Source organism: Janthinobacterium sp. (genome assembly GCF_031995485.1).
Taxonomy (GTDB): Bacteria; Pseudomonadota; Gammaproteobacteria; order Burkholderiales; family Burkholderiaceae_D; genus Janthinobacterium.
This window is the reverse complement of sequence record NZ_DAMAGB010000008.1, coordinates 86,879-105,347: the sequence shown is the minus strand read 5'-3', so window position 1 is coordinate 105,347 and position 18,469 is coordinate 86,879. Positions and strand designations below refer to the sequence as shown.

Annotated in this window: 20 protein-coding genes; 10 read left to right on the top strand and 10 right to left on the bottom strand. The window is 64.3% G+C overall.

Features of this window, described 5'->3' with window-relative positions; genetic code table 11:
* The first annotated feature begins 16 nt into the window (after nucleotides 1-16).
* Together RTQ46_RS08280 and RTQ46_RS08275 are read left to right on the top strand one after the other, a co-directional pair.
* Nucleotides 17-202, top strand: coding sequence for a hypothetical protein (locus RTQ46_RS08280; RefSeq protein WP_312435807.1), 186 nt, complete (start codon nucleotides 17-19; stop codon nucleotides 200-202).
* 81 nt (nucleotides 203-283) lie between these two features.
* Nucleotides 284-700 (top strand): hypothetical protein, encoded by a 417-nt coding sequence (locus RTQ46_RS08275; protein WP_312435806.1) that lies wholly within the window; start codon nucleotides 284-286, stop codon nucleotides 698-700.
* Nucleotides 701-805: 105 nt separating this feature from the next.
* On the opposite strand, the gene RTQ46_RS08270 is transcribed toward RTQ46_RS08275, so the two are convergent.
* From RTQ46_RS08270 to RTQ46_RS08235, 8 genes are all read right to left on the bottom strand, one after another.
* Nucleotides 806-1,522: an anti-sigma factor domain-containing protein gene (locus RTQ46_RS08270; protein WP_312435805.1), complete on the bottom strand. Its 717-nt coding sequence runs from the start codon at nucleotides 1,520-1,522 to the stop codon at nucleotides 806-808.
* Nucleotides 1,519-2,085 (bottom strand): sigma-70 family RNA polymerase sigma factor, encoded by a 567-nt coding sequence (locus tag RTQ46_RS08265; protein WP_312435804.1) that lies wholly within the window; start codon nucleotides 2,083-2,085, stop codon nucleotides 1,519-1,521. The genes RTQ46_RS08270 and RTQ46_RS08265 overlap by 4 nt, the downstream gene beginning before the upstream one ends.
* Nucleotides 2,086-2,168: 83 nt before the next feature.
* Nucleotides 2,169-2,702: a DUF3455 domain-containing protein gene (locus RTQ46_RS08260; protein WP_312435803.1), complete on the bottom strand. Its 534-nt coding sequence runs from the start codon at nucleotides 2,700-2,702 to the stop codon at nucleotides 2,169-2,171.
* An 85-nt stretch (nucleotides 2,703-2,787) separates the two neighbouring features.
* Complete coding sequence (locus RTQ46_RS08255) at nucleotides 2,788-3,144, bottom strand: hypothetical protein (RefSeq protein ID WP_312435802.1); 357 nt, start codon at nucleotides 3,142-3,144, stop codon at nucleotides 2,788-2,790.
* Nucleotides 3,141-3,527, bottom strand: coding sequence for a phage holin family protein (locus RTQ46_RS08250; protein WP_312435801.1), 387 nt, complete (start codon nucleotides 3,525-3,527; stop codon nucleotides 3,141-3,143). The genes RTQ46_RS08255 and RTQ46_RS08250 overlap by 4 nt, the downstream gene beginning before the upstream one ends.
* Nucleotides 3,528-3,584: 57 nt before the next feature.
* The gene (locus tag RTQ46_RS08245; RefSeq protein ID WP_312435800.1) at nucleotides 3,585-3,941 is read right to left on the bottom strand and encodes a glycine zipper domain-containing protein; all 357 of its coding nucleotides are present in this window, start codon (nucleotides 3,939-3,941) and stop codon (nucleotides 3,585-3,587) included.
* A gap of 106 nt (nucleotides 3,942-4,047) precedes the next feature.
* Nucleotides 4,048-4,902, bottom strand: coding sequence for a 4-hydroxybenzoate octaprenyltransferase (gene ubiA / locus RTQ46_RS08240; RefSeq protein WP_312435799.1), 855 nt, complete (start codon nucleotides 4,900-4,902; stop codon nucleotides 4,048-4,050).
* Nucleotides 4,903-4,972: 70 nt separating this feature from the next.
* Entirely contained in the window at nucleotides 4,973-5,917 is a 945-nt protein-coding gene (locus RTQ46_RS08235) for a hydrogen peroxide-inducible genes activator (RefSeq protein WP_312435798.1), read from the bottom strand.
* 176 nt (nucleotides 5,918-6,093) lie between these two features.
* Between RTQ46_RS08235 and rfaE2 the strand changes: the two genes are divergently transcribed.
* The 7 genes from rfaE2 to RTQ46_RS08200 all read left to right on the top strand — a co-directional run bounded on the left by rfaE2 (nucleotide 6,094) and on the right by RTQ46_RS08200 (nucleotide 16,089).
* Nucleotides 6,094-6,570, top strand: coding sequence for a D-glycero-beta-D-manno-heptose 1-phosphate adenylyltransferase (rfaE2, locus tag RTQ46_RS08230; RefSeq protein WP_312435797.1), 477 nt, complete (start codon nucleotides 6,094-6,096; stop codon nucleotides 6,568-6,570).
* A gap of 243 nt (nucleotides 6,571-6,813) precedes the next feature.
* The gene (locus tag RTQ46_RS08225) at nucleotides 6,814-8,304 is read left to right on the top strand and encodes a hypothetical protein (RefSeq protein WP_312435796.1); all 1,491 of its coding nucleotides are present in this window, start codon (nucleotides 6,814-6,816) and stop codon (nucleotides 8,302-8,304) included.
* Entirely contained in the window at nucleotides 8,301-9,773 is a 1,473-nt protein-coding gene (locus RTQ46_RS08220; protein WP_312435795.1) for a hypothetical protein, read from the top strand. The genes RTQ46_RS08225 and RTQ46_RS08220 overlap by 4 nt, the downstream gene beginning before the upstream one ends.
* 58 nt (nucleotides 9,774-9,831) lie before the next feature.
* Nucleotides 9,832-10,284 (top strand): hypothetical protein, encoded by a 453-nt coding sequence (locus RTQ46_RS08215; RefSeq protein ID WP_312435794.1) that lies wholly within the window; start codon nucleotides 9,832-9,834, stop codon nucleotides 10,282-10,284.
* 38 nt (nucleotides 10,285-10,322) lie between these two features.
* Nucleotides 10,323-14,030, top strand: a complete 3,708-nt coding sequence (locus tag RTQ46_RS08210; protein ID WP_312435793.1) for a tubulin-like doman-containing protein — start codon at nucleotides 10,323-10,325, stop codon at nucleotides 14,028-14,030.
* A 13-nt stretch (nucleotides 14,031-14,043) separates the two neighbouring features.
* Entirely contained in the window at nucleotides 14,044-15,309 is a 1,266-nt protein-coding gene (locus RTQ46_RS08205) for a hypothetical protein (protein ID WP_312435792.1), read from the top strand.
* A 24-nt stretch (nucleotides 15,310-15,333) separates the two neighbouring features.
* Nucleotides 15,334-16,089, top strand: coding sequence for a hypothetical protein (locus RTQ46_RS08200; RefSeq protein WP_312435791.1), 756 nt, complete (start codon nucleotides 15,334-15,336; stop codon nucleotides 16,087-16,089).
* 119 nt (nucleotides 16,090-16,208) lie between these two features.
* Here RTQ46_RS08200 and trmL read toward each other — a convergent pair whose 3' ends face one another.
* Together trmL and RTQ46_RS08190 are read right to left on the bottom strand one after the other, a co-directional pair.
* Complete coding sequence (gene trmL / locus RTQ46_RS08195) at nucleotides 16,209-16,679, bottom strand: tRNA (uridine(34)/cytosine(34)/5-carboxymethylaminomethyluridine(34)-2'-O)-methyltransferase TrmL (protein ID WP_312435790.1); 471 nt, start codon at nucleotides 16,677-16,679, stop codon at nucleotides 16,209-16,211.
* A gap of 24 nt (nucleotides 16,680-16,703) precedes the next feature.
* Nucleotides 16,704-17,450, bottom strand: coding sequence for a ComF family protein (locus RTQ46_RS08190; protein ID WP_312435789.1), 747 nt, complete (start codon nucleotides 17,448-17,450; stop codon nucleotides 16,704-16,706).
* Between the two features lie 78 nt (nucleotides 17,451-17,528).
* On the opposite strand from RTQ46_RS08190, the gene RTQ46_RS08185 reads away from it, so the two are divergent.
* Nucleotides 17,529-18,419: a methyltransferase domain-containing protein gene (locus RTQ46_RS08185; RefSeq protein ID WP_312435787.1), complete on the top strand. Its 891-nt coding sequence runs from the start codon at nucleotides 17,529-17,531 to the stop codon at nucleotides 18,417-18,419.
* Nucleotides 18,420-18,469 lie beyond the last annotated feature (50 nt).

The window sequence follows — 18,469 nt, the reverse complement described above, 5'->3', positions numbered from 1 at the left end:
AAAAGCGAGCAACACCATGTCTGACGATCAGCAGGAAACAGAAGTCTTCGAAATGGCAAGTGGCGATATTTATGTGTGGGTTGATGGCGGCATTCACCTGAAGATTAGGGGGGCAGGTACGGACCCTGTTGAACTCGGTGAGGCAGAGGCATTGGAACTGGGCGAACTTTTGCTTCGTCTGGCGCTACAACAGTGCGGCTAACGGCCAGAAGCGGCCAGAAGCGAACATTCAACGCAGCCACTTAGCTCACAAGGCGGCTTCAAACTTCATCGAGGATTTAATATGGCAGAGTTGGATCTGCGTTGGTTCGATAACCCGGAGGACGAACGGCAACTCAAGCAACTGGTCGATTCAATTGATGTCCTTGACGCCAATAATCTGAGTTCGAATGACGTGCGCCAGCTCCTCGACGTATTCGAGCGCTTTCCTGACGACGATGGGTTCGAGTCGTTCTGGGGAATTGTCCATGTGCTGGAGCGCGCGGGTGGCTACGAATCAGCACTGGTTGACTCCGTGCTGCGCAGCCCCGGTGAATTTAACCTCATGATGATCAACCGCCTGCTCAACGGGGGCATCAAACACGCAGGCGATCAGTCGCTGCTGTCGCTACTGGAAGATGTGGCGCGATCAGCGCGGGGCAATCCGAACCCGGCACGGTTGGCCAAGCATTTCGTGGAATATCAGCGGAACAAGACCTGATCTGATGCGGCGGAAAACCCGGCTATATGCGCCTGCTGCAACGTCCGCTTCGAGACCACAGTAGCCAATCGCATAGCCCAAGACCCCGCAGGTTGGTCAGCTGTCCTACATCACTTTCACCGCACGGCCGATATACAGAATCGGTCCCGTCGGCCGTCCTGTCGGCGAGCCGGTCTCCGGCTCCAGCGTGATTTCAAACAGCTGCTCGGCCTGCATCGGCGGCAGCTTGTCCAGGTTCAGCTTGAGCGTCTGGCCCGGCTGGACCAGGCCCAGCGAGACGGGCGCGCCCCAGTCCTTGCCCTTGGTCCAGAACTGCAGCGACTTCTGCTGCGGCACGGTGGTGGGCCCCAGCGGGATCAGGCTCAGGTCGCGGCCGTTCCTGTTGCCGGCTTGTACCACCCAGCCGGGCGCCTTGTCCTGCGGCGCCACCAGCACCACCAGGTAGCCGGGGCCGCCCGGTGCCTGCAGCTGCATGGTGACCATAACGGCCAATGCGGCGGCCGTTGCCAGGCCGCCGCCGGCCAGTATTCTCCAGAAGGCCAGGTTGTTCCACCATGCCTGCCAGCCGCCGGCCTGCTGCACCGCTTTTGGCGTGAACAGGGTCGAGGCAATGCGTGGCCACAGTTGGGCTGACGGTTCCGCAGGCGGCGCCAGCACGGTCAACGGCAGCAGCCGCTGTTCCCAGGCATCGACGGCGGCGCGCAGGGCGGCGTCGTTCGGCAGGCGCTGTTCCACCTGCGCGCGTTCGGCCAGCGGCAGGGTGCCCAGCACATATTCGCCGGCCAGCGCCTGCAGTTCGTCGTCGTTCAATGGTGTGTTCATCCCATGCACTCCCGCAAGCTGGCCAGGCCGCGCTTGACCCAGGCTTTGACGGTGCCCAGCGGCGAGGCGATGCGTTTCGCGATTTCGCTGTGCGAGCAGCCGTCGACATAGGCGTACAGGATGCAGTTGCGCTTGGCTTCGTCCAGGTGGCCCAGGCAATCGTGCAGCTTGCCCATGTCCGCTTGCAGCGCATAGGCATCGGACGCGTCGCCGGGGCCAGCGTCCTGTCGTTCATGCAGCAAGGTTTCCACGGTATCCTCGTCGGCCGATATTTCATGGGCGCGCGCACGCGCCACGTTCAGCGCCTGGTGCCGCACCACCACATAGATCCAGCCCTTGCCGCTGCCACGCGTGGCATCGAAACTCCCTGCGCGGCGCCAGATGCTCAGAAAGGCGTCGTGCAGCACGTCTTCGGCCAGCGCTTTCTGGCGCACGATGCGCAGCGCCACGCCCAGCAGATACCGGCTTTCTTGCTGGTACAAGCCCTGCAAGGCCTGCTGTTCGCCGCGCGCGCAGGCGCGCAGGGCGGCATCGTAATCGTAGTGGGCGGCTGGCGTAGGCAAGGTCGGCGCAATCGTGAGGTTGGCAAGTTTTTAATGATTATAGGTCAGAAAATAGCTTGCCAACCGTCATGTTCCTGCCGTTTTCAGGCCGCTTTCCAGAAAATATAATCGGCCTGGTAGGGTACCCATTGCTTGCTGCCGGTATTGCTGGCGTCGCACATGGCGGCCGGCGCCACGCCGCCTTGCGTGGCCACGCGCTGGATATAGCTGACGCCCTGCATGGCGCCGCTGCCGGTGGCCGGATTGGCTTTCACCAGCTGGTACGGAATGCTGCCGGCGCCGGCCGGCGAGACCGCTACCTGCGTGGCCGTCACGGACGAACCGTCGCGGCTGGCCCAGGTGGCGGGTGGTCCCACATACGTGCCGACCTGCATGCCGCCGCGGTCATTGAGCACCGCGTCCGGCCCGACGAATACCCATTCGTGGCCGCTCATGTCTTTCCTGGCCTTGCATTCATAGGCGATCTTGCCCACGCCCACGGTCTGCATCGCCACCTGATGGCCGGCCGGTACCTGGACGGTGGCGGGCAGGGCGTCTTGCGAGTAATGCGCGCCCATGGGGGCGCAGGCGGCCAGCAGCAGGGCCGACAGGGGAATGGCGATGGTGGTGATATGCATGGCAGGCTCCTGAAAGTAAGGTTCAGCCGGTTGGCTGATACCAGTACTACTCATGAGCACGGCATTTGGATGCAGGCAGGAAAAATTATTTTTGGATCTGGTGCGCGCGTTGTTTGTCCATCCGCTGCAGCACGCTGCGGATCACGGGCAGGGCCACCTTCGCGTGGCGCAGCAGTTTTGACGCTTTCAGCAGCAGCGGCAGGGTGCGGCGCGGACGCAGCAGCATCAGGCCCAGCACGGCGCCGCCCACCATCAGCGGCTTTTTCACGCGCGCCATGATGCTCTCGCGCAGCTTGCCGCCCGTCAGCGGGTCGAGCAGCAGATGCGTCTGCACGCCCAGCTGTGCGCGCTGCAATGCGCATTCGGCCAGCAGCGCGTCGCGCCGCTGCGCGGCAGTCAGTTTGATGGCGTCGTTGGCGACAGTGACGGGATGGCTGGTCATGGCTGCTCCGATTCGCGGTGCGCCAGGTGCTGCAGCGCGTCGAGGTCCTTGCCCAGTTCATCCATGGTAAACGACAGCAGCTTGGGCTTGCTGCGGAAGCTGGCGCGCACGCCCACCAGGGTAGCGATGGCGGCAACGATAAAGACTGCGGAGGAAATGGCGATGGCGGCAATGCGGTGCGTGTCCCAGAACATGACGATCACGAGGAACACCAGCAGCACCAGGCCGACAAACAGCAACAGCAGGGCCAGCATGGCCAGGCCCAGGTAGGTCAGGTAGCGCAGCGACTCTTCTTCCATCTCCACCGCCGCCAGTTTCAGGCGGGTGCGGACGATGGCGGCCAGAGTCGCCGCAACGCGGGCAGCATGTTGAACGATAGCCATGAACTGCCTTTCGTATCGAAATGCAGGCGGCCAGGCCGCCCGGATAAGGCGTGAAAACTAGCGGCGGGACGAGGCCAGCAGCAGGCCGAACAACACGCCCACGACGGCGCCGGCGCCGACGGCTTTCCACGGATTGTCCTGCACGTATTCATCGGTGGCCTTGGCTGCCTTCTTGGTGCGGTCGACCAGATCTTCTTCCAGACGGATCAGGTCTTTCTTTGCCGTGTCGAGGGTGGCAATGAATTTTTCTTTCACGGCGCGGATGTTTTCGCCGGTCTGCCCGCCTGCATTGTCGAGCCAGCCTTCTGCTTCATTGATGACACCCTTGATGTCGCCAATGACCTTGTCGCGTGCCTGGCCGGCTTCGGCGATGACGTTGTCGCTGCTGGATTTGCCTGTTGGTGTCGAGCTCATGTATTACCTCATCGATGGGTTAAATCACAGTGAAATACCAGTGTAGACAGCAGCGGCAAGGCGGTCTTGCGGCGTCTCAAAGCTTCTGAGACGCAAGACTTCTTTACTAGCGGAAAGCATAGTCGAGCACGACCCCTGCAAATACCGCTGCTCCTAGCCAGTTATTATGCCGGAATGCAGCAAAACACGGCATACGCTCGCGTGCGCGTATCAGCGTGTAGTGATAAACGGCGCAGCCGGCCGCTACCGCCAGGCCACCAACGAACCAGTAACGCAGTCCCAGATACCAGCCGCAAGCGAGCCACAGCAGCAGGAACAGCGCGTAGCACAGCATGATGATGGCCACGTCGTAGCGGCCGAACGTGATGGCCGAGGTGCGGATGCCGATCTTCAGGTCGTCGTCGCGGTCGACCATCGCGTATTCCGTATCGTAGGCCACGGCCCAGAATACATTGCCCAGCAACAGCAGCCAGGCCACCACCGGCACCGACCCGGTGACGGCGGCAAAGCCCATCGGAATGCCGAAGCCGAACGCGATGCCCAGATATGCTTGCGGGATGGCGAAGAACCGCTTGAAGTAGGGATAGGTGCCGGCGATGATGACGGCGGCCACCGACAGCTGCTTGGTCAGTGCATTGAGGGGAATGATCAGGCAGAACGCGGCCACCACCAGCACGCCGGCCACGGCCAGCGCTTCCTTGCCGCTGATGCGTCCGCTCGTGATCGGCCGGTCGACCGTGCGCTTGACGAATTTGTCGATGTCCTGGTCGGCGTAGTCATTGATGGCGCAGCCGGCCGAGCGCATCAGGAAGGTGCCAAGGAAGAAAATCAGCAGCAGCCGCCAGTCCGGCACCCCTTGCTGCGCCATCCACAAGGCGCACAGGGTAGGCCACAACAGCAATACGGTGCCGATCGGCTTGTCGAGCCGGATCAGGCGGAAATACAGCGCCAGCTTGTTCATGGGAAACTCAATCTTGTAGAAGAGAAACGCCGATTATCGCAAATAGTATGCTGATGTACTATCGTGCTGCTCAGGCTTCCTGCTCTTCCGTGTACAGCATTTCGACGCCGGGCAGCTTGCAGCCGGCAATCGCCGTGCACAGCGCGTCGATGGCAGCCTTGCGCGTGAAGCTCTTGCGCCACAACATCACCACGCGGCGCGACGGCGCCGGCTCGTCGAATGGGCGGTAGTCCAGCATGCCATCAACGGCGTGCATGTCGGGTACCGAGGCGCGCGGCAGCACGGTCAGGCCGATGCCGCTGGCCACCATATGGCGGATGGTTTCCAGCGACGACCCCTCGAAGGTGCGCTGCATGCCATTGCCGGGCGAGGAAAAGCGCGCCATTTCCGGACACACTTCCAGCACCTGGTCGCGGAAACAGTGGCCGTTGCCGAGCAGCAGCATGGTTTCCGACTTCAGGTCCTGCGCGGCGATGCTCTTGCGCGCGGTCCACGCATGGTGGCGCGGCATGGCCACCACGAACGGCTCGTCGTACAGCGTTTGCATGGCCATGCCGTGCTCGGGCAGCGGCAGCGCCATGATGGCCACGTCCAGCTCGCCCTGGCGCAGCAGTTCAAGCAGGCGTACCGTGAAGTTTTCCTGCAGAATCAAGGGCATCTGCGGCACTTGGTCGATCATGGCCTTGACCAGCGGTGGCAGCAGGTAGGGACCGATCGTGTAGATCACGCCCAGGCGCAGGGGGCCGGCCAGCGGATCCTTGTTCTGCTTGGCCAGCTCCTTGATGGCGGCCGTCTGTTCCAGCACGCGTTCTGCCTGCGCAATGATCTGCGCACCGAGTGGCGTGACGGAAATTTCCGCGCCACCCCGCTCGAACAGCACAACGCCCAGCTCGTCTTCGAGCTTCTTGATGGCCACTGACAGGGTCGGCTGTGCAACAAAGCAGGCTTCCGCCGCATGGCCAAAGTGCTTCGCTCGCGCGACTGCAACGATATATTTCAGTTCAGTCAGTGTCATAGGTTGATTGAAACACAGGAAGTGCCAGCTTGCAATGAATGAAACAGGACGCGCATGGCAAACTGTCGCGCCGATGGCGTATTGTAGCGGATCGCCCCCTATAATATGCGTTGGCGGCATTGGCGGCAGACGCCATGCACCGTCCGCCCATTTAACGTACTGAACAACGGATTCCCATGCCTGACTTTGAAACCAAACTATGCAGCCGCGAGGAGTTGCAGGCACGCGCCGCGGCCTTGCCGAAACCGGTGGTCGTCACCAATGGCGTGTTCGACATCCTGCACCGCGGCCACGTGACCTATCTGGCGCAGGCGCGCGCACTGGGCGCCTCGCTGGTGGTGGCGATCAATACCGACGCCTCCGTCAAGCGCCTGGGCAAGGGCGACGACCGCCCGCTCAACAGCTGCGAAGACCGCATGGCCGTGCTGGCTGCGCTCGAATCGGTGAGCCTGGTGGTGCCGTTCTCGGAAGACAGCGCGCTCGAAGTGGTGCAGGAAATCACCCCGGAGATTTATGTCAAGGGCGGCGACTACGATATGGCGGCGATTCCGGAAGGCAAAGCCGTGCTGGCGTATGGCGGCCAGGCCGTGGCGATCGACTTCGAACACGACCGCTCGACCACCAAGCTGCTCAGCAAGGTGCGCCAGCAATAATGCTGCGCTGCATTGCGCACACGGCCGGTTGTGCATGCGCCTGTTGCGTTTATACTATCGTGTTGATGTGCGGCGCAGTGCTGCACGCATGAACTTGGCCTTGGCCAATGTTTCCTCATGGATAAAAAGGCGGTAATATGATCAACATGCCAAGGCTGACAAGAAGACAGCCGCAGCGCGTAGTGCCGCCTTTCCTGTTACGCCACGTCCCATGGCGGTCATCGTTTGCGACAGAAGAAATCAATGGATCATAAAATCTCGGGAGAATGGCTGCTGCAGTCGGGCGTCTGGATGGCCGATGAAGCGCAGTCCGGCCTGCAATTCAAACGCAGTGCCGCCGGCAAGGCGGTCTCGCCGCGCCTCGGCAGCGACGATATCGGCCAGCTGATGCGCACGCACCGCCTGCCCGGCGACGCCAGCGTGCAGTTTCCGCCCGAATTCGAGTTCAGCCCTTACACCGGCGTGGCCCTGCAGACGCCGCCCACCACTGGCCAGGCCAGTGCGTGGGTGCCGCCGTTTGGCGCGCGCCCGGTCAACAGCAGCGCCATGCCGGGCGCCACCGGCCTGCGCCAGACGGCGCAAGCGCTCAAGCTGGCGCGCAGCCCCGCGCGCGATGCGCCCGCCGATGCGCTGGCCAATGCCGATCCCGATGCCAGCATGTCCACACCGCCGCCCGGCGAGCATGCGTTTTTCTCGGCCCGCTTCGGTACCACGGGCGCGGCGCTGCTGGCGCTCGATGCGCGCAAGGGCGCGCTGTATGGCTGGCTGCCCGGCTCGCAGCACTGGCTGGCGCTCGACTCCTCGCAAGGCGGCCTGCTGTCCGAATGCCTGCTGGGCGAAACGGCCTGGCGTGCCGAACTGGCCACTGGCTGGAATAGCCGCCTGTACGTGTCCAGCGGCCACGGCCTGGCCTGCATCACGCCCGATATTCCTTCACTGAGCTACCAGGTCGAGCATTTCGGCGATGCTCCGTCGGTGGCCGCACCGACCTGGTTCCAGGGCCGCCTGTGGGCGCCGCTGCAGGGCAGCGATGGCGTGATCCGTTTCCTGAACCTCGACGCGCAGCATGCGCGCGGCACGGATGTGCTGCTTGACGGCGCAGTCTGGCCGGGCCGCGCCAGCGCGCCAGTGGCCTACGGCCGCAGCGTGATCTGGCCGTGCGAGCATGGACAATTGCGCCTGCAGCAGCGCCAGGACGGCGGCATGGCCGCCTCATGGACGCCATGGCCGGCCGGCCTGCAGCCGCAGTTCGATTTCGGCTGTCCGTATCTGTCGCGCGACGGCGACCTGTGGCAGCTGTGCTTTGACAGCGGCGCCGACCGCTACCTGTACCTGAAACTGGGCACGCTGGGCGAAACGGTGGAAGCGATGGAGCCGCGCCTGTGTTCGGGCAATTTCAATTACCGCTTTTCCACCAAGCTGAAAACGGCGCCCTGGCTGGAACTGGAACGCGGCAATGACGGCGGCAGCAGCAAGTCCGTGATGCCGCTGCTCGAAGCGGGCGAAACCGTGCTGGGCGTGCGCTTTGAAACCCGCAGCAGTCTCGACAGCGTGCTGCGCTCGGAAGAGCGCATGTATGCGCAGTTGCTGCTGGATGACGGCGTGCGCGAACTGCCGTTCCACGCTTTTTCGGTGGCCGAACCGTGGCGCATGCGCCTGTTTACCCACCAGGGCACGCTGTGGGCCTACCACCCCTTGCTGACCCGTATCGACGGCTGGAAGCTGCAAGCATGAAGTGGATCGCGCGCATTATCGCCGCCGTTGCGGCCCTGGCAATGGCTGGCGCCGGCAACGCGGCCGGCATCCAGCAAGCCTTCCTGGTGCAGAACTCGGGCTGGATGGAGCCGTTCTACACCGACCAGCAATCGCAGCTGAAAGCGCTGGTCGGCGCCGTGGCGCAGGCCGCCAGCACGCCCGACGACCAGCTGTTCCTGCTCGCCTTCAGCCAGAGCAGCGGCAGCAATGTGTCGCCTGCGCTGCTGGGGCAGGGACGCGGCGCGGCCGGCATCGCCGCCCAGCTCGCGCCGCTGGGCCTGGCGCGCAAAAACAGCGGCGGCGCGCTGGCCGACACGGATTTCCAGGAAGCCGTGACGAAAACCATCACCGGCCCGTTCCGTTCGGCGTCCGGCATCGTGTGGATTTTCACCAATAACAAGAACAGCCCGAACAACGACAGCCAGACGGCCGAGCGCAACCGCGATTTCTATCGCCTGCTGCACCTGGAGCCGTCAATCACCAAAACGCTGGTGTTCCCGTTGCGCATGCCGGTGCAAGGCAAACTCTACAGCGCCAAGGGCCTGATGGTGTATGCGCTGGCCTATGGCCAGCCGGCTGCCGACGCGCTGACCCGCATCCAGGCCGAAGGGCGGCTGTCGAAAGTGCTGACGCGCGCGCCGGCCCGCTTGAAACCGGTCGACCAGGATGCCGTGCGCATCGTGCCGCAGTCGGTCAAGAACACGCCCAATGTGCATGCCAGCCTGGGCCGTGATGGGCGCACCATCGTGCTCGACGTGCAGGCGGCCAGCCTGGTGCCCAGCGTGGTGCTGCAGGCGTCCCTGCAGAACATGTTTTTCCCGTATGTGATCGAACGCGCCACCGTGCAGGCGGCGCTGGCAGGCCAGTCCGCGCCGCTGCAGGTCACGCCCGACACCATCAACCGCCTGCAGCCGGGCGCCAGCCAGAGCGTGGAAGTACGTTTCGACCTGCCGATGGCGCAGATTCCGTCGCCGTGGTCGGCCCAGGCCTTGTCCGCCATGGGCAAGCAGGTGCTGCTGCCGATGAAAGCCACGGTGGGCCTGGCCGGCCAGCGCCTGGCGTTATCAAGCGGCTTTGCCAGCGAATTGCAGGAACTGTTCCCCGGCGACCCGATCTCGGAAGTGTTCACGCCGCCCGACAGCGTGCGCGCCTCGCAGGCCACGGTGCCGCTGCTGGTGCGCATCCAGTATCCGCTGCTGCCGGTGCTGATCCTGATCGGCGCCATCCTGCTGCTGGTGCTGGCATTCATCGTGTTTGGGCTGCTCGGCACGCGCAGCAAGCGCTACCGCGTGGTGGTCGACGGCGTGCCGCGCCAGATAATGCTCAAGCCATTCAAGAGCATCATCATCCGCGACGAGGGCGGGCGCGACATTGGCGAACTCAAGCGTGGCCTGGGTCAGCCGTCCGTGGTGCGCGTGACCGAGGGCCACCAGCTGGTGCTGGGCTGATCACATTCCTGATTACTTTTCTGATTTATTGACATTACATTACTTTTCGAGGCAGACGATGGCACAAGATACTCCCAAAGACAACGCAGGCTTTACCTTGCCACCACCAGCTGCCACGCCGGCCGGCGAAGCTGCTCCTGCCGCAACTCCTGCAGCTGCAGCGCCTGCCACCACGGCCAGCGTCGAGAGCGCGCCTGCGCTGGACCAGGTCGGCGCCACCGACACCTCGTCGCGCGACACGCTGATCGGCGGCGCCGTGCTGCTGATCCTGTTCGTCGCCTTTTTCTTTGCCAAGAACGCCTACGCCAACGGCCTGGTGGCCAAGCGCGTGTCGCCGAACAAGGCCAATGCCTCGGGCTGGTGGCTGTTCATTTTCCTGGCCAGCCTGGCCACGGCCGTGGTGCTGGCAGCGGTCAACGCACATAAATTCCTCGCGCCGCTGTTCATGGGACCGCTGGTGCTGGTCGGCCTGGTCGCGCTGGTGCTGACCTTTACTTCCAGCAAAAACTGAACGCCCGCGCCGGCACCGAACTCGCTTAAGGAAACACCATGTCAGACACGCTGAACCAGACCACCGCCGCGCCGGGCGAGCGCAAGAAGGACAAGATCATCGATTTGCGCCCCACGCTGTTCATCGGCGTGGGCGGCACGGGCATGCAGGTGCTGATGCGCATGCGCCGGCGCATCCTCAATACCTTGTGGGGCAATGCCGGCCACCGCACGCGCATCGAGAACCTGACCGAGTTCCCGGTGGCGCAGTTCATCCATTTCGACCTCGACAATGGCGCGCTGGTCGAAAGCGGCGAATCGCAGGCGCAGGACCTGCAGTTCGACCTGCTGAAATTTACCGACGATGAAAAAGTCGTCGGCTCGTTCGACGCCGAAAAATATGGCCGCGACGACGACTCGCTGGAACGCTATCCGCACATCAAGGAATGGCTGCCGCTGACGCCGCAAAAGATCCGCGACCTGAATTTCGACATGCAGTCAGGCGCCGGCCAGGTGCGCGCCGTGTCGCGCCTGTATTTCTTCGACAAATACAGCAAGGTGCGCGACAAGATCCGCCTGAAGCTGAAAACCCTGAAAGCAGGCCTGTCGCACGAGCGGCAGTTGAGCGAGCTGGGCCTGCGCATGGAGCCGGGCCGCTTCCGCATCGTGGTGGTCGGTTCGGTGGCCGGCGGCACTGGTTCCGGCTCCTTCCTCGACATGGGCTACCTGGCGCGCTGGATCGCCAAGACCGAAGTCGAGCATGCCGACGTGGAGCTGATGCTGTTCCTGCCCAGCGGCTACACCAAGAACAACAAGGACCGCATCGAAGGCAATGGCTATGCGGCGCTGATGGAACTCGAATCGGCCATGATGGGCAACAAGAATTACCTGAGCCGCTGGGACAATTATGACCGCCCCGAGCTGACCCGCGTGCCGTACAACGAAGTGTTCCTGGTCGACTCGGGCAACCTGGCCCAGCAGCATACGGACAGCGTCGACGACATCTATCACATGGTGGCCGACTCCCTGTTCGAAGACTTCGCCTCGGCCGACTTTGCGCGCGCCAAGCGCTCGATCGCCGTCAACCAGGCGCAATACAAGAACCGCATGTACAAGGCGCCGGTGCCGCAAAACCGTTTCGGCGACATGCGCCTGTATTTCTCCCAGCGCTATTCCTCGTTCGGCATGTCGGTGCTCGACACGCGCCAGGAAGCGGCGCGCGACGAACGCGCCCACCGCTGGGCCGGCGCCATGCTGAAAGCCTTCTTTGGCGTCGGCGGCACGGACGCCGGCGCGAACCGCGCCAACGACGACCAGCGCAATACCTTTATCGGCGCGCACATGGGTTTGCGCGCGACGCCGTTCAGCGACTTTCCCGTGTTTTCCGACAAGAGCATCGAACTGAAGCGCTCGAATGGCGCGTTCGACGATTTCCAGGTGGTCGACGACCTGCTGGCCGAGCGCCAGGGCAGCCTGCTCAGCGGCGTGGAAGAGCGCGTCAACCGCCGTGTCGATGAAATTCGCACCGGCTACGACCGCAAGGAATGGCCGACCCAGGTGCGCGAAGCGGTGCGCCAGCTCGAACGCGACGCCGTGCGCGACCAGGATTCCACCGCCGACACCACCGAAGACCGCATCGCCAAGCGGCGCGCCGAATTGTTCGGCCATATCAGGCAGGTGGTGCGCGACCAGCTGTACGGCTACCTGGACAACAAGGAATTCGGCGGCCTCGAATACGTGCTGTCGCTGGTCGAACAGATCAAGGACCGCATCGAGGCACCGGGCAGCGGCCTGATCGCACAGATCGACACGAATGCCGAGCGCTATCGCGAAATCAAGGAAGCGGTGCGCACGCGCGAATACGAGCGCCTGCTGAACAACCTGGAACAGGTGCGTGGCGGCCTGTTCGGCAACGGTGAAAAACAGGCGGCGTCGGTGATGGATCATCTGCGCACCGAGATCGCCAATGCGCTCAAGTTCCACCTGCGCGCGCGCGCCGCCGACGAGGCCGTCCTGCTGCTGCGCGACATCTCGCGCTGGCTGGGCAACCGCACCGGCGTCGATGCCGAAGGCCGCGCCGTGTGGAATGGCCTGGTCGGCGAGTTGCAGGCTGGCCGCGCCGCCGTGCTCGACATGCTGAACCAGTTGCAGACAGCCAGCGTCATCGTCCAGAAGGACCTGCAGAAAGACCATGCGACGTCCATCGTGGTACCGGTCACGGTGGCCGATATCGCCATGCCGAATCCGAAAACCCTGCGCGAGTGGGCCGACGAGGCGTTCCAGGATATCGGCGGCTCCAAGACCCTGTTTCCGATGCTGGGCGACGCCTCGCAGCGCACCGAAATTCTGAACAAGGTCAAGCGCATGGCGGAAAACCGCCTGGCCGCCATGGGCGTCAACGACCAGGACGGCGCCAAGGCCGATCCGCTGTTCGCGGCGCTCGACCAGATGGAGCCGGCGCGGCGCCAGGATTACTTCCGCAAGCTGCTGGCCTGCGCCATGCCGTGGATCGACGCCAATATGGTGGCCGAATTCTCGGTGGTGGCCGACCAGTACAAATGCGTGATCGGCGTGGCGGGCGCAAAACAGTTCAAGGCCCGCTTCGGCGCGGAAATCGCCGCCTGCGTGCAGACCCAGGCCGGCATCACCAGCGACCAGGTCGACATCGTCGAAACCGGCATTGCAGGGCGCGCCGTCTGCTACTGCGAGCTGGCCGGCGTGCCGCTGACGGTGTTGCGCGGCCTGGAAGGCTGGCGCACCAGCTACCGCAAGGAAACTGATGACGACAAGGCGCCGATCCACACGCATATCGACACGACCCAGTTCAATCATCCGATCGCGCCGAGCACCGATGAAATCCGCTTGCAGGCCGAACACTTCGGTCTGTTCCTGAAAGCCATCATGCTGGGCGTGCTGACGCGCCACACGGGCCGCATCGTGCCGCTGGGGCAATATCTGTTTGCCATGGGCCGCGGCGACGTGCGCCGCATCGGCAACGAGCGCTCGATCCGCCAGAGCGGCTTGCATCATGTGTTCCAGGGGTTGATCGAGTCGCGCGTGGCCGAACGCCTGGCTGAATTCGACGCCGTGCAGACGGTGGCGATGGCGGCCCTGGCCAGCTACTACGCCAGCGATGTCTACACGCCGCGCCTGCTGTCGATGACGGGCGGCGCCCAGCTGGAAAACAAGGGCTTCGGCAATTCGATCGCCAATGAAATCGCGGCCGACCTGCGCGAAAACGCGCGCCGCAAGGGCCTGACGGATGCCGAGATCGACAAGCTCGAAGGCAAGCTGTATAACAGCCTGAAGACCTGGGCCAGTGTGATTGCCGACTCCGACGCCGATGCGCACGAATGGGAGGTGAAGGAACCGGACGACGGCGGCTTGCCGCGCCTGAAGTTTGCGATCAAGCCCGAAATGCTGGAGCCGGGCGCGCTGGAGGCGCTGCTGTCGCCTGCGGCAGTTGCAGCCCCGGCCGCAACAGCGGCAGCCGCGTCGCCGTTCGGCATGCCAGCGCCGGCACCAAGCATGGCGCCACCGCCGCTGGTCGAATATCATTACTTCCTCGGTATCGACGGCAAGCAGCAGGGGCCGTTCACGGTCCAGCATATTGCGCAATTCGTGCGCGCCGGGCAAATCGTGCCGGCCGCCACCAAGGTCTGGCGCGAAGGCATGCCGGCCTGGGCCGACCTGTCGCAGTTCCCGGAACTGGCGTCGGTACTGGGCAGCGCGCCGCCTCCGCTGATGACGCCGCCGCCCCCGCTTTGATGAAGGAAGTGTCGTGAACAAGTGTGTCAAGTGTCAATCAACGCTGGCCGGTGGCGTGCCGTTCTGTCCGTTTTGCGGACAGGGCGTCGCCAACGCCGTCCAGCCGCCACCGCTGCCCAAGCCGGCGGCGGCCGCCGCCGTGCCGCCGCCGGCTGCGCCGCCAGCAGCCAGGACTGAACCGAAACCGGTGCCCAAGCCGGAACCGAAGCCTGAACCCAAGCCGGAACCGAAGCCTGAACCCAGGCCTGAACCCAGGATTGCGCCAAAGATTGAACCAAAGGCGGAGCCAAAACCGCAGCCTGAACCGCTGATCGTGCCCAAGCCGGCGCCACAAGTTGACACGCCGCCCAAGCCGCCCGGGCCGCCGAAAAAATGGCCGCGCTGGCTGGCCGGCATCGCCGTGCTGGCGCTGGTGATCGTCTACATGAACGGCAAGCCGGGCAGCAAGAATGCATCGGCCTGCAATGACGCCATCGACAGCGGCCTGAAACTGGTGGCCGACGGCAGCCTGGACGGCGCGCGCGGCAAGCTGGCCACCGCCAGGCTGGCGTGCAGCGGCAAGTCCAGCGCCAAGGCCGACGACTTGCAGGCGGCCATCGGCAGGGCCGGTGCGGCCAGCAGCGGCTGCCAGCGCAGCGTCAAGGCGATTGAAAATGCAATCGATGGCAAGCGCCTGCAGAGCGCCAATGAGGCGCTGGGCAAGCTCGACGCCGATTGCGCCGGCGCCTCCACCGTGGAATCCCTGCGCAAGCAGCTGGCGCGCCAGCAGGCGGCCGCCGCCTCGGTGCAGGTGGGCGTGCGCCAGGCGCTCGACAGCAAGGATGCCTCCGCCGCGCAAAACGGCATCGCCAGGCTCGAAGCGATCGACCGCGAGTATCCGGAACTGAAACAGCTGAAAGCCGACCTGCAGGCACTGGCCACGCCCGAGCCTGCGCCAGCGCCGGTTGCCGTACCCGCACCAGCCCCGGCGCCGGTGCAGGCGCCCGCACCGATCGAGACTGCGCCGGTGCGCAGCGTGCCGCGGGAACCCGCGCCGGCGCGCGTGGTCGAACGTGCAGTGCCTGCCGTCGACAACGGCGCCGCCATGCGCAACGACATGGCGCAGTCGTTCCTGCGCGACGCCGAACGCGCTTTGCTGGAAGGCAAATTCGACGCGGCCAAGACCTATCTGGACAGCGCGCGCCGCATCGATCCGGGCAACAGCCGCATCGACAGCCTGGCGCGCCGCATCCGCGACCGCGAGCACCAGGTGCTGCAGACGGAAACAACGATCAAATAAGTATGCCTACACTCTGGAGTTCTCATGTTCAATAAAAACACCTTGCGCGCTGCCGCTGCGCTGACCCTCACCGCCATGCTGGCCGGCTGCGCTACCGCGCCCGGCAATCCGAACGGCGTGCGCCAGGATGCGCAATACCCGCAGGGCGGGCAGAATCCGCAGGCCGCCGCCGACGAGGATCCATGCAGCGTGGGCGCGACAGCGGCCGCCGGCGCCGCTGTCGGCGCGCTGCTGGGCGCCTTTGTCAACGGCAAGAAGGGCGCACTGCAGGGCGCGGCCCTGGGCGGTGGCCTGGCTGCGGCCGGCTGCCTGGCAATCAATGTCAATTCGCGCCAGACCAAGACGGCGGCGCAGGCCGACCGCGACTATATCCGCGCCCGCGGCGCCTTGCCGCGCGAGCCGCAAGTGGTGTCGTACACGCCGCAGGTCAGCTCGGCCACCGTCAAGCGCGGCCAGCCGTTCAAGGTCAATTCGGTGGTGGAACTGGTCAACGGCAGCGCGCAGAACGTCAACGATGTGCGCGAGGAACTGGTGGTGCTGGACCCGCAGGGCCAGCCGTTCAAGTCCGGCTCGAAAGCGCTGGCCAGCAACAACAAGACGGGCGGGCGCTTTGAAAACTCGTTCGAGCTGACCCTGCCGGCCGGCGTGTCGCAGGGCGTCTACGGCGTCAAGACCAATCTGTACGTGAACGGCAAGCTGGCCGCCACGCGCGACTTGCGCACGCAGCTGGTGATCATGGACGTGGATGCTGGCGCCAACGCGCAGCTGGCGCTGCGCTGATTGCGTATGCGAATCCGCAGGTCGGATTAGCGCTGCGCGCGTAATCCGACAACACCGTTGGCTGCGTTAACAATGTTGTCGGCAATGTTGTCGGATTACGGCCTGCGGCCTGATCCGACCTACGCGCCGCCGGCGTAGCCATGCTGGCGCCACGCTTCATACACCACCACCGCCACCGTATTGGACAGGTTCAGGCTGCGGTTGTCGGGGCGCATCGGCAGGCGGATGCGCTGCTCGCCGGGAAAACTGTTGCGCAGTTCGGGATCCAGTCCCCTGGTTTCCGAACCGAACACGAACACGTCGCCGGGCAAAAAAGACAGCTCGGCAAACGGGCGCGAGCCGTGCGTGGTCATGGCGAACATGCGCGCCGGGTCCGGTTGCGTGTCGGCGAGGAACGCCTCCCAGTTCTTGTGCACTTTCATGCTGGCGTAGTCGTGGTAATCGAGGCCGGCGCGTTTCATTTTTGAATCGTCGAGCGGAAAGCCCAGTGGTTCGATCAGGTGCAGCTGCACGCCCGTATTGGCGCACAGGCGGATGATATTGCCCGTATTGGGCGGAATTTCCGGGTTGACCAGGACTACATGAAACACATTCTTCCCCTTGTAAAATAGTAATCAGTGCGGCGGCGTGCGCGCCGCCACCAGCACGGTGACCTTGCGCGCGCCCGCCCGTTTCAGTGCGGCCGCCAGTGCATGGACGGTATGGCCGCTGCTCATCACGTCGTCGACGATGCCGACGTGGCAAGCTGCAAGCCGGGCCGAAAATGCCGGCTCGGCAATAAAAGCATGCGCCAGGTTGGCCCGCCGTTCGCGCGGCGCCACGCCGCTCTGTGCCCTTGTTTCGCGCACGCGCAGCGCCAGCCGCGCCTGCAGCGCGATATCGAGATGGCGCGCCAGCGGCCGCGCAATTTCCAGCGCCTGGTTGTAGCCCCGTTCCACCAGCCGGGCCGGGCCCAGCGGTACCGGGCACAGCAGTTGCGGCGCGTCCCAGTTGCTGTCGCGCTGCACCGCCTGCGCCAGCAGTTGCGCGAACAGCGGCGCATGCGCCAGGCGCGCGCCAAATTTCAATTGCAGCAACAGCTGGTCGACCGGCGCCGCATAGTCCGCCGCCGTGAAGGTGGCGTCATACGCGGGCGGGCGGCGCAGACAGCGCCCGCACAGCTGCGCCATGTCGTCGAGCGGATTGGCGCACTGGCGGCAGCGCGGCCGTGTCTGTTCCAGATATTGTTGCCGGCACGGCACGCACACCAGCTCGCGGCATGGGCCGGCGCACAGCGCGCACTGGGCCGGCAGCAGGCTGGCCAGCAGCTGCCGCGGCAAGCGCTTCCATGCATCGTGACTGAATAAGGTCCTGATCGCCATGGCCGTGTTCCATGTACACTGCCGACATTATCTCATCTCACCCGATTCGACATGTCAGTTCCCACTACTCCGCCCAAAATGAGTGCGCCCATCGATCCGGTGCACGTCCGTGATTTCTTTTCCCGTCCGGCGCGCGTGGCGCCCTCCGACTTTTTGCGCCGCGAAGTATCAAGCCGCATGCATGAACGCCTGGAACTGGTCAGGATCGCGCCGTTGCGCGTGCTTGACGCGGGCTGCGGCCCCGGCGCCGACCTGGCGCAGCTGCACAAGGATTATCCGGCCGCGCAGATCATCGGCCTCGACGCCGCGCAAGCAATGATGCAGGCGGCGCGCGCGCCGGCCAGCAAGTTGTCCGGCCTGAACCAGTTCCTCAGCAAATTGTTGCCGGCCAAGGCGGGCGTGGACCTGCTGTGCGGCGACCTGGGCGACCTGCCGCTGGCGCCGAACAGCATCGACCTGGTGTGGTCCAATCTGGCGCTGCACTGGCATGCCCAGCCCGACCGCGTGTTTGCCGAATGGCGCCGCGTGCTGCGCCTCGACGGCTTGCTGATGTTTTCCTGTTTCGGCCCCGACACCTTCCGCGAACTGCGCGACGCGTTTGCCGAGGCCGACCTGTATCCGCACGCCTTGCCGTTTGTCGACATGCATGATTTTGGCGACATGCTGGTGGAAGCGGGGTTTTCCACGCCGGTGCTCGATATGGAAATCATTACCGTTACCTACGATACGCCGCAAAAACTGCTGGCAGACGTGCGTGCCTTCGGCGGCAATCCTTTGACCACGCGCCGGCGCGGCCTGATGGGGAAGGGCGAATGGCAGCGCATGCTGGCGGCCTTGGAAAAAATGCGCCGGCCCGATGGCAAGCTGGGGCTCAGTTTCGAGATTGTCTACGGCCATGCGTTCCGCCCCGCGCCACGCGTCACGCGCAACGGTGAAGCCATCATCCGTTTTGATTTACCAAGAAAATAATTGAGATAAAAACCGAGGCAATCAGCGCGCAACCCCAGGAGTCCCTGATA

Bases quoted from the DNA above. Each gene is read 5' to 3' on its own strand.
- RTQ46_RS08245 (WP_312435800.1), bottom strand. From the start codon at position 3,941: ATGAGCTCGACACCAACAGGCAAATCCAGCAGCGACAACGTCATCGCC.
- RTQ46_RS08220 (WP_312435795.1), top strand. From the start codon at position 8,301: ATGAAGTGGATCGCGCGCATTATCGCCGCCGTTGCGGCCCTGGCAATG.
- RTQ46_RS08215 (WP_312435794.1), top strand. From the start codon at position 9,832: ATGGCACAAGATACTCCCAAAGACAACGCAGGCTTTACCTTGCCACCA.
- RTQ46_RS08270 (WP_312435805.1), bottom strand. From the start codon at position 1,522: ATGAACACACCATTGAACGACGACGAACTGCAGGCGCTGGCCGGCGAA.
- RTQ46_RS08210 (WP_312435793.1), top strand. From the start codon at position 10,323: ATGTCAGACACGCTGAACCAGACCACCGCCGCGCCGGGCGAGCGCAAG.
- RTQ46_RS08250 (WP_312435801.1), bottom strand. From the start codon at position 3,527: ATGGCTATCGTTCAACATGCTGCCCGCGTTGCGGCGACTCTGGCCGCC.
- RTQ46_RS08190 (WP_312435789.1), bottom strand. From the start codon at position 17,450: ATGGCGATCAGGACCTTATTCAGTCACGATGCATGGAAGCGCTTGCCG.
- RTQ46_RS08275 (WP_312435806.1), top strand. From the start codon at position 284: ATGGCAGAGTTGGATCTGCGTTGGTTCGATAACCCGGAGGACGAACGG.
- rfaE2 (WP_312435797.1), top strand. From the start codon at position 6,094: ATGCCTGACTTTGAAACCAAACTATGCAGCCGCGAGGAGTTGCAGGCA.
- ubiA (WP_312435799.1), bottom strand. From the start codon at position 4,902: ATGAACAAGCTGGCGCTGTATTTCCGCCTGATCCGGCTCGACAAGCCG.
- RTQ46_RS08255 (WP_312435802.1), bottom strand. From the start codon at position 3,144: ATGACCAGCCATCCCGTCACTGTCGCCAACGACGCCATCAAACTGACT.
- RTQ46_RS08280 (WP_312435807.1), top strand. From the start codon at position 17: ATGTCTGACGATCAGCAGGAAACAGAAGTCTTCGAAATGGCAAGTGGC.
- RTQ46_RS08260 (WP_312435803.1), bottom strand. From the start codon at position 2,702: ATGCATATCACCACCATCGCCATTCCCCTGTCGGCCCTGCTGCTGGCC.
- RTQ46_RS08200 (WP_312435791.1), top strand. From the start codon at position 15,334: ATGTTCAATAAAAACACCTTGCGCGCTGCCGCTGCGCTGACCCTCACC.
- RTQ46_RS08225 (WP_312435796.1), top strand. From the start codon at position 6,814: ATGGATCATAAAATCTCGGGAGAATGGCTGCTGCAGTCGGGCGTCTGG.
- RTQ46_RS08185 (WP_312435787.1), top strand. From the start codon at position 17,529: ATGAGTGCGCCCATCGATCCGGTGCACGTCCGTGATTTCTTTTCCCGT.
- RTQ46_RS08235 (WP_312435798.1), bottom strand. From the start codon at position 5,917: ATGACACTGACTGAACTGAAATATATCGTTGCAGTCGCGCGAGCGAAG.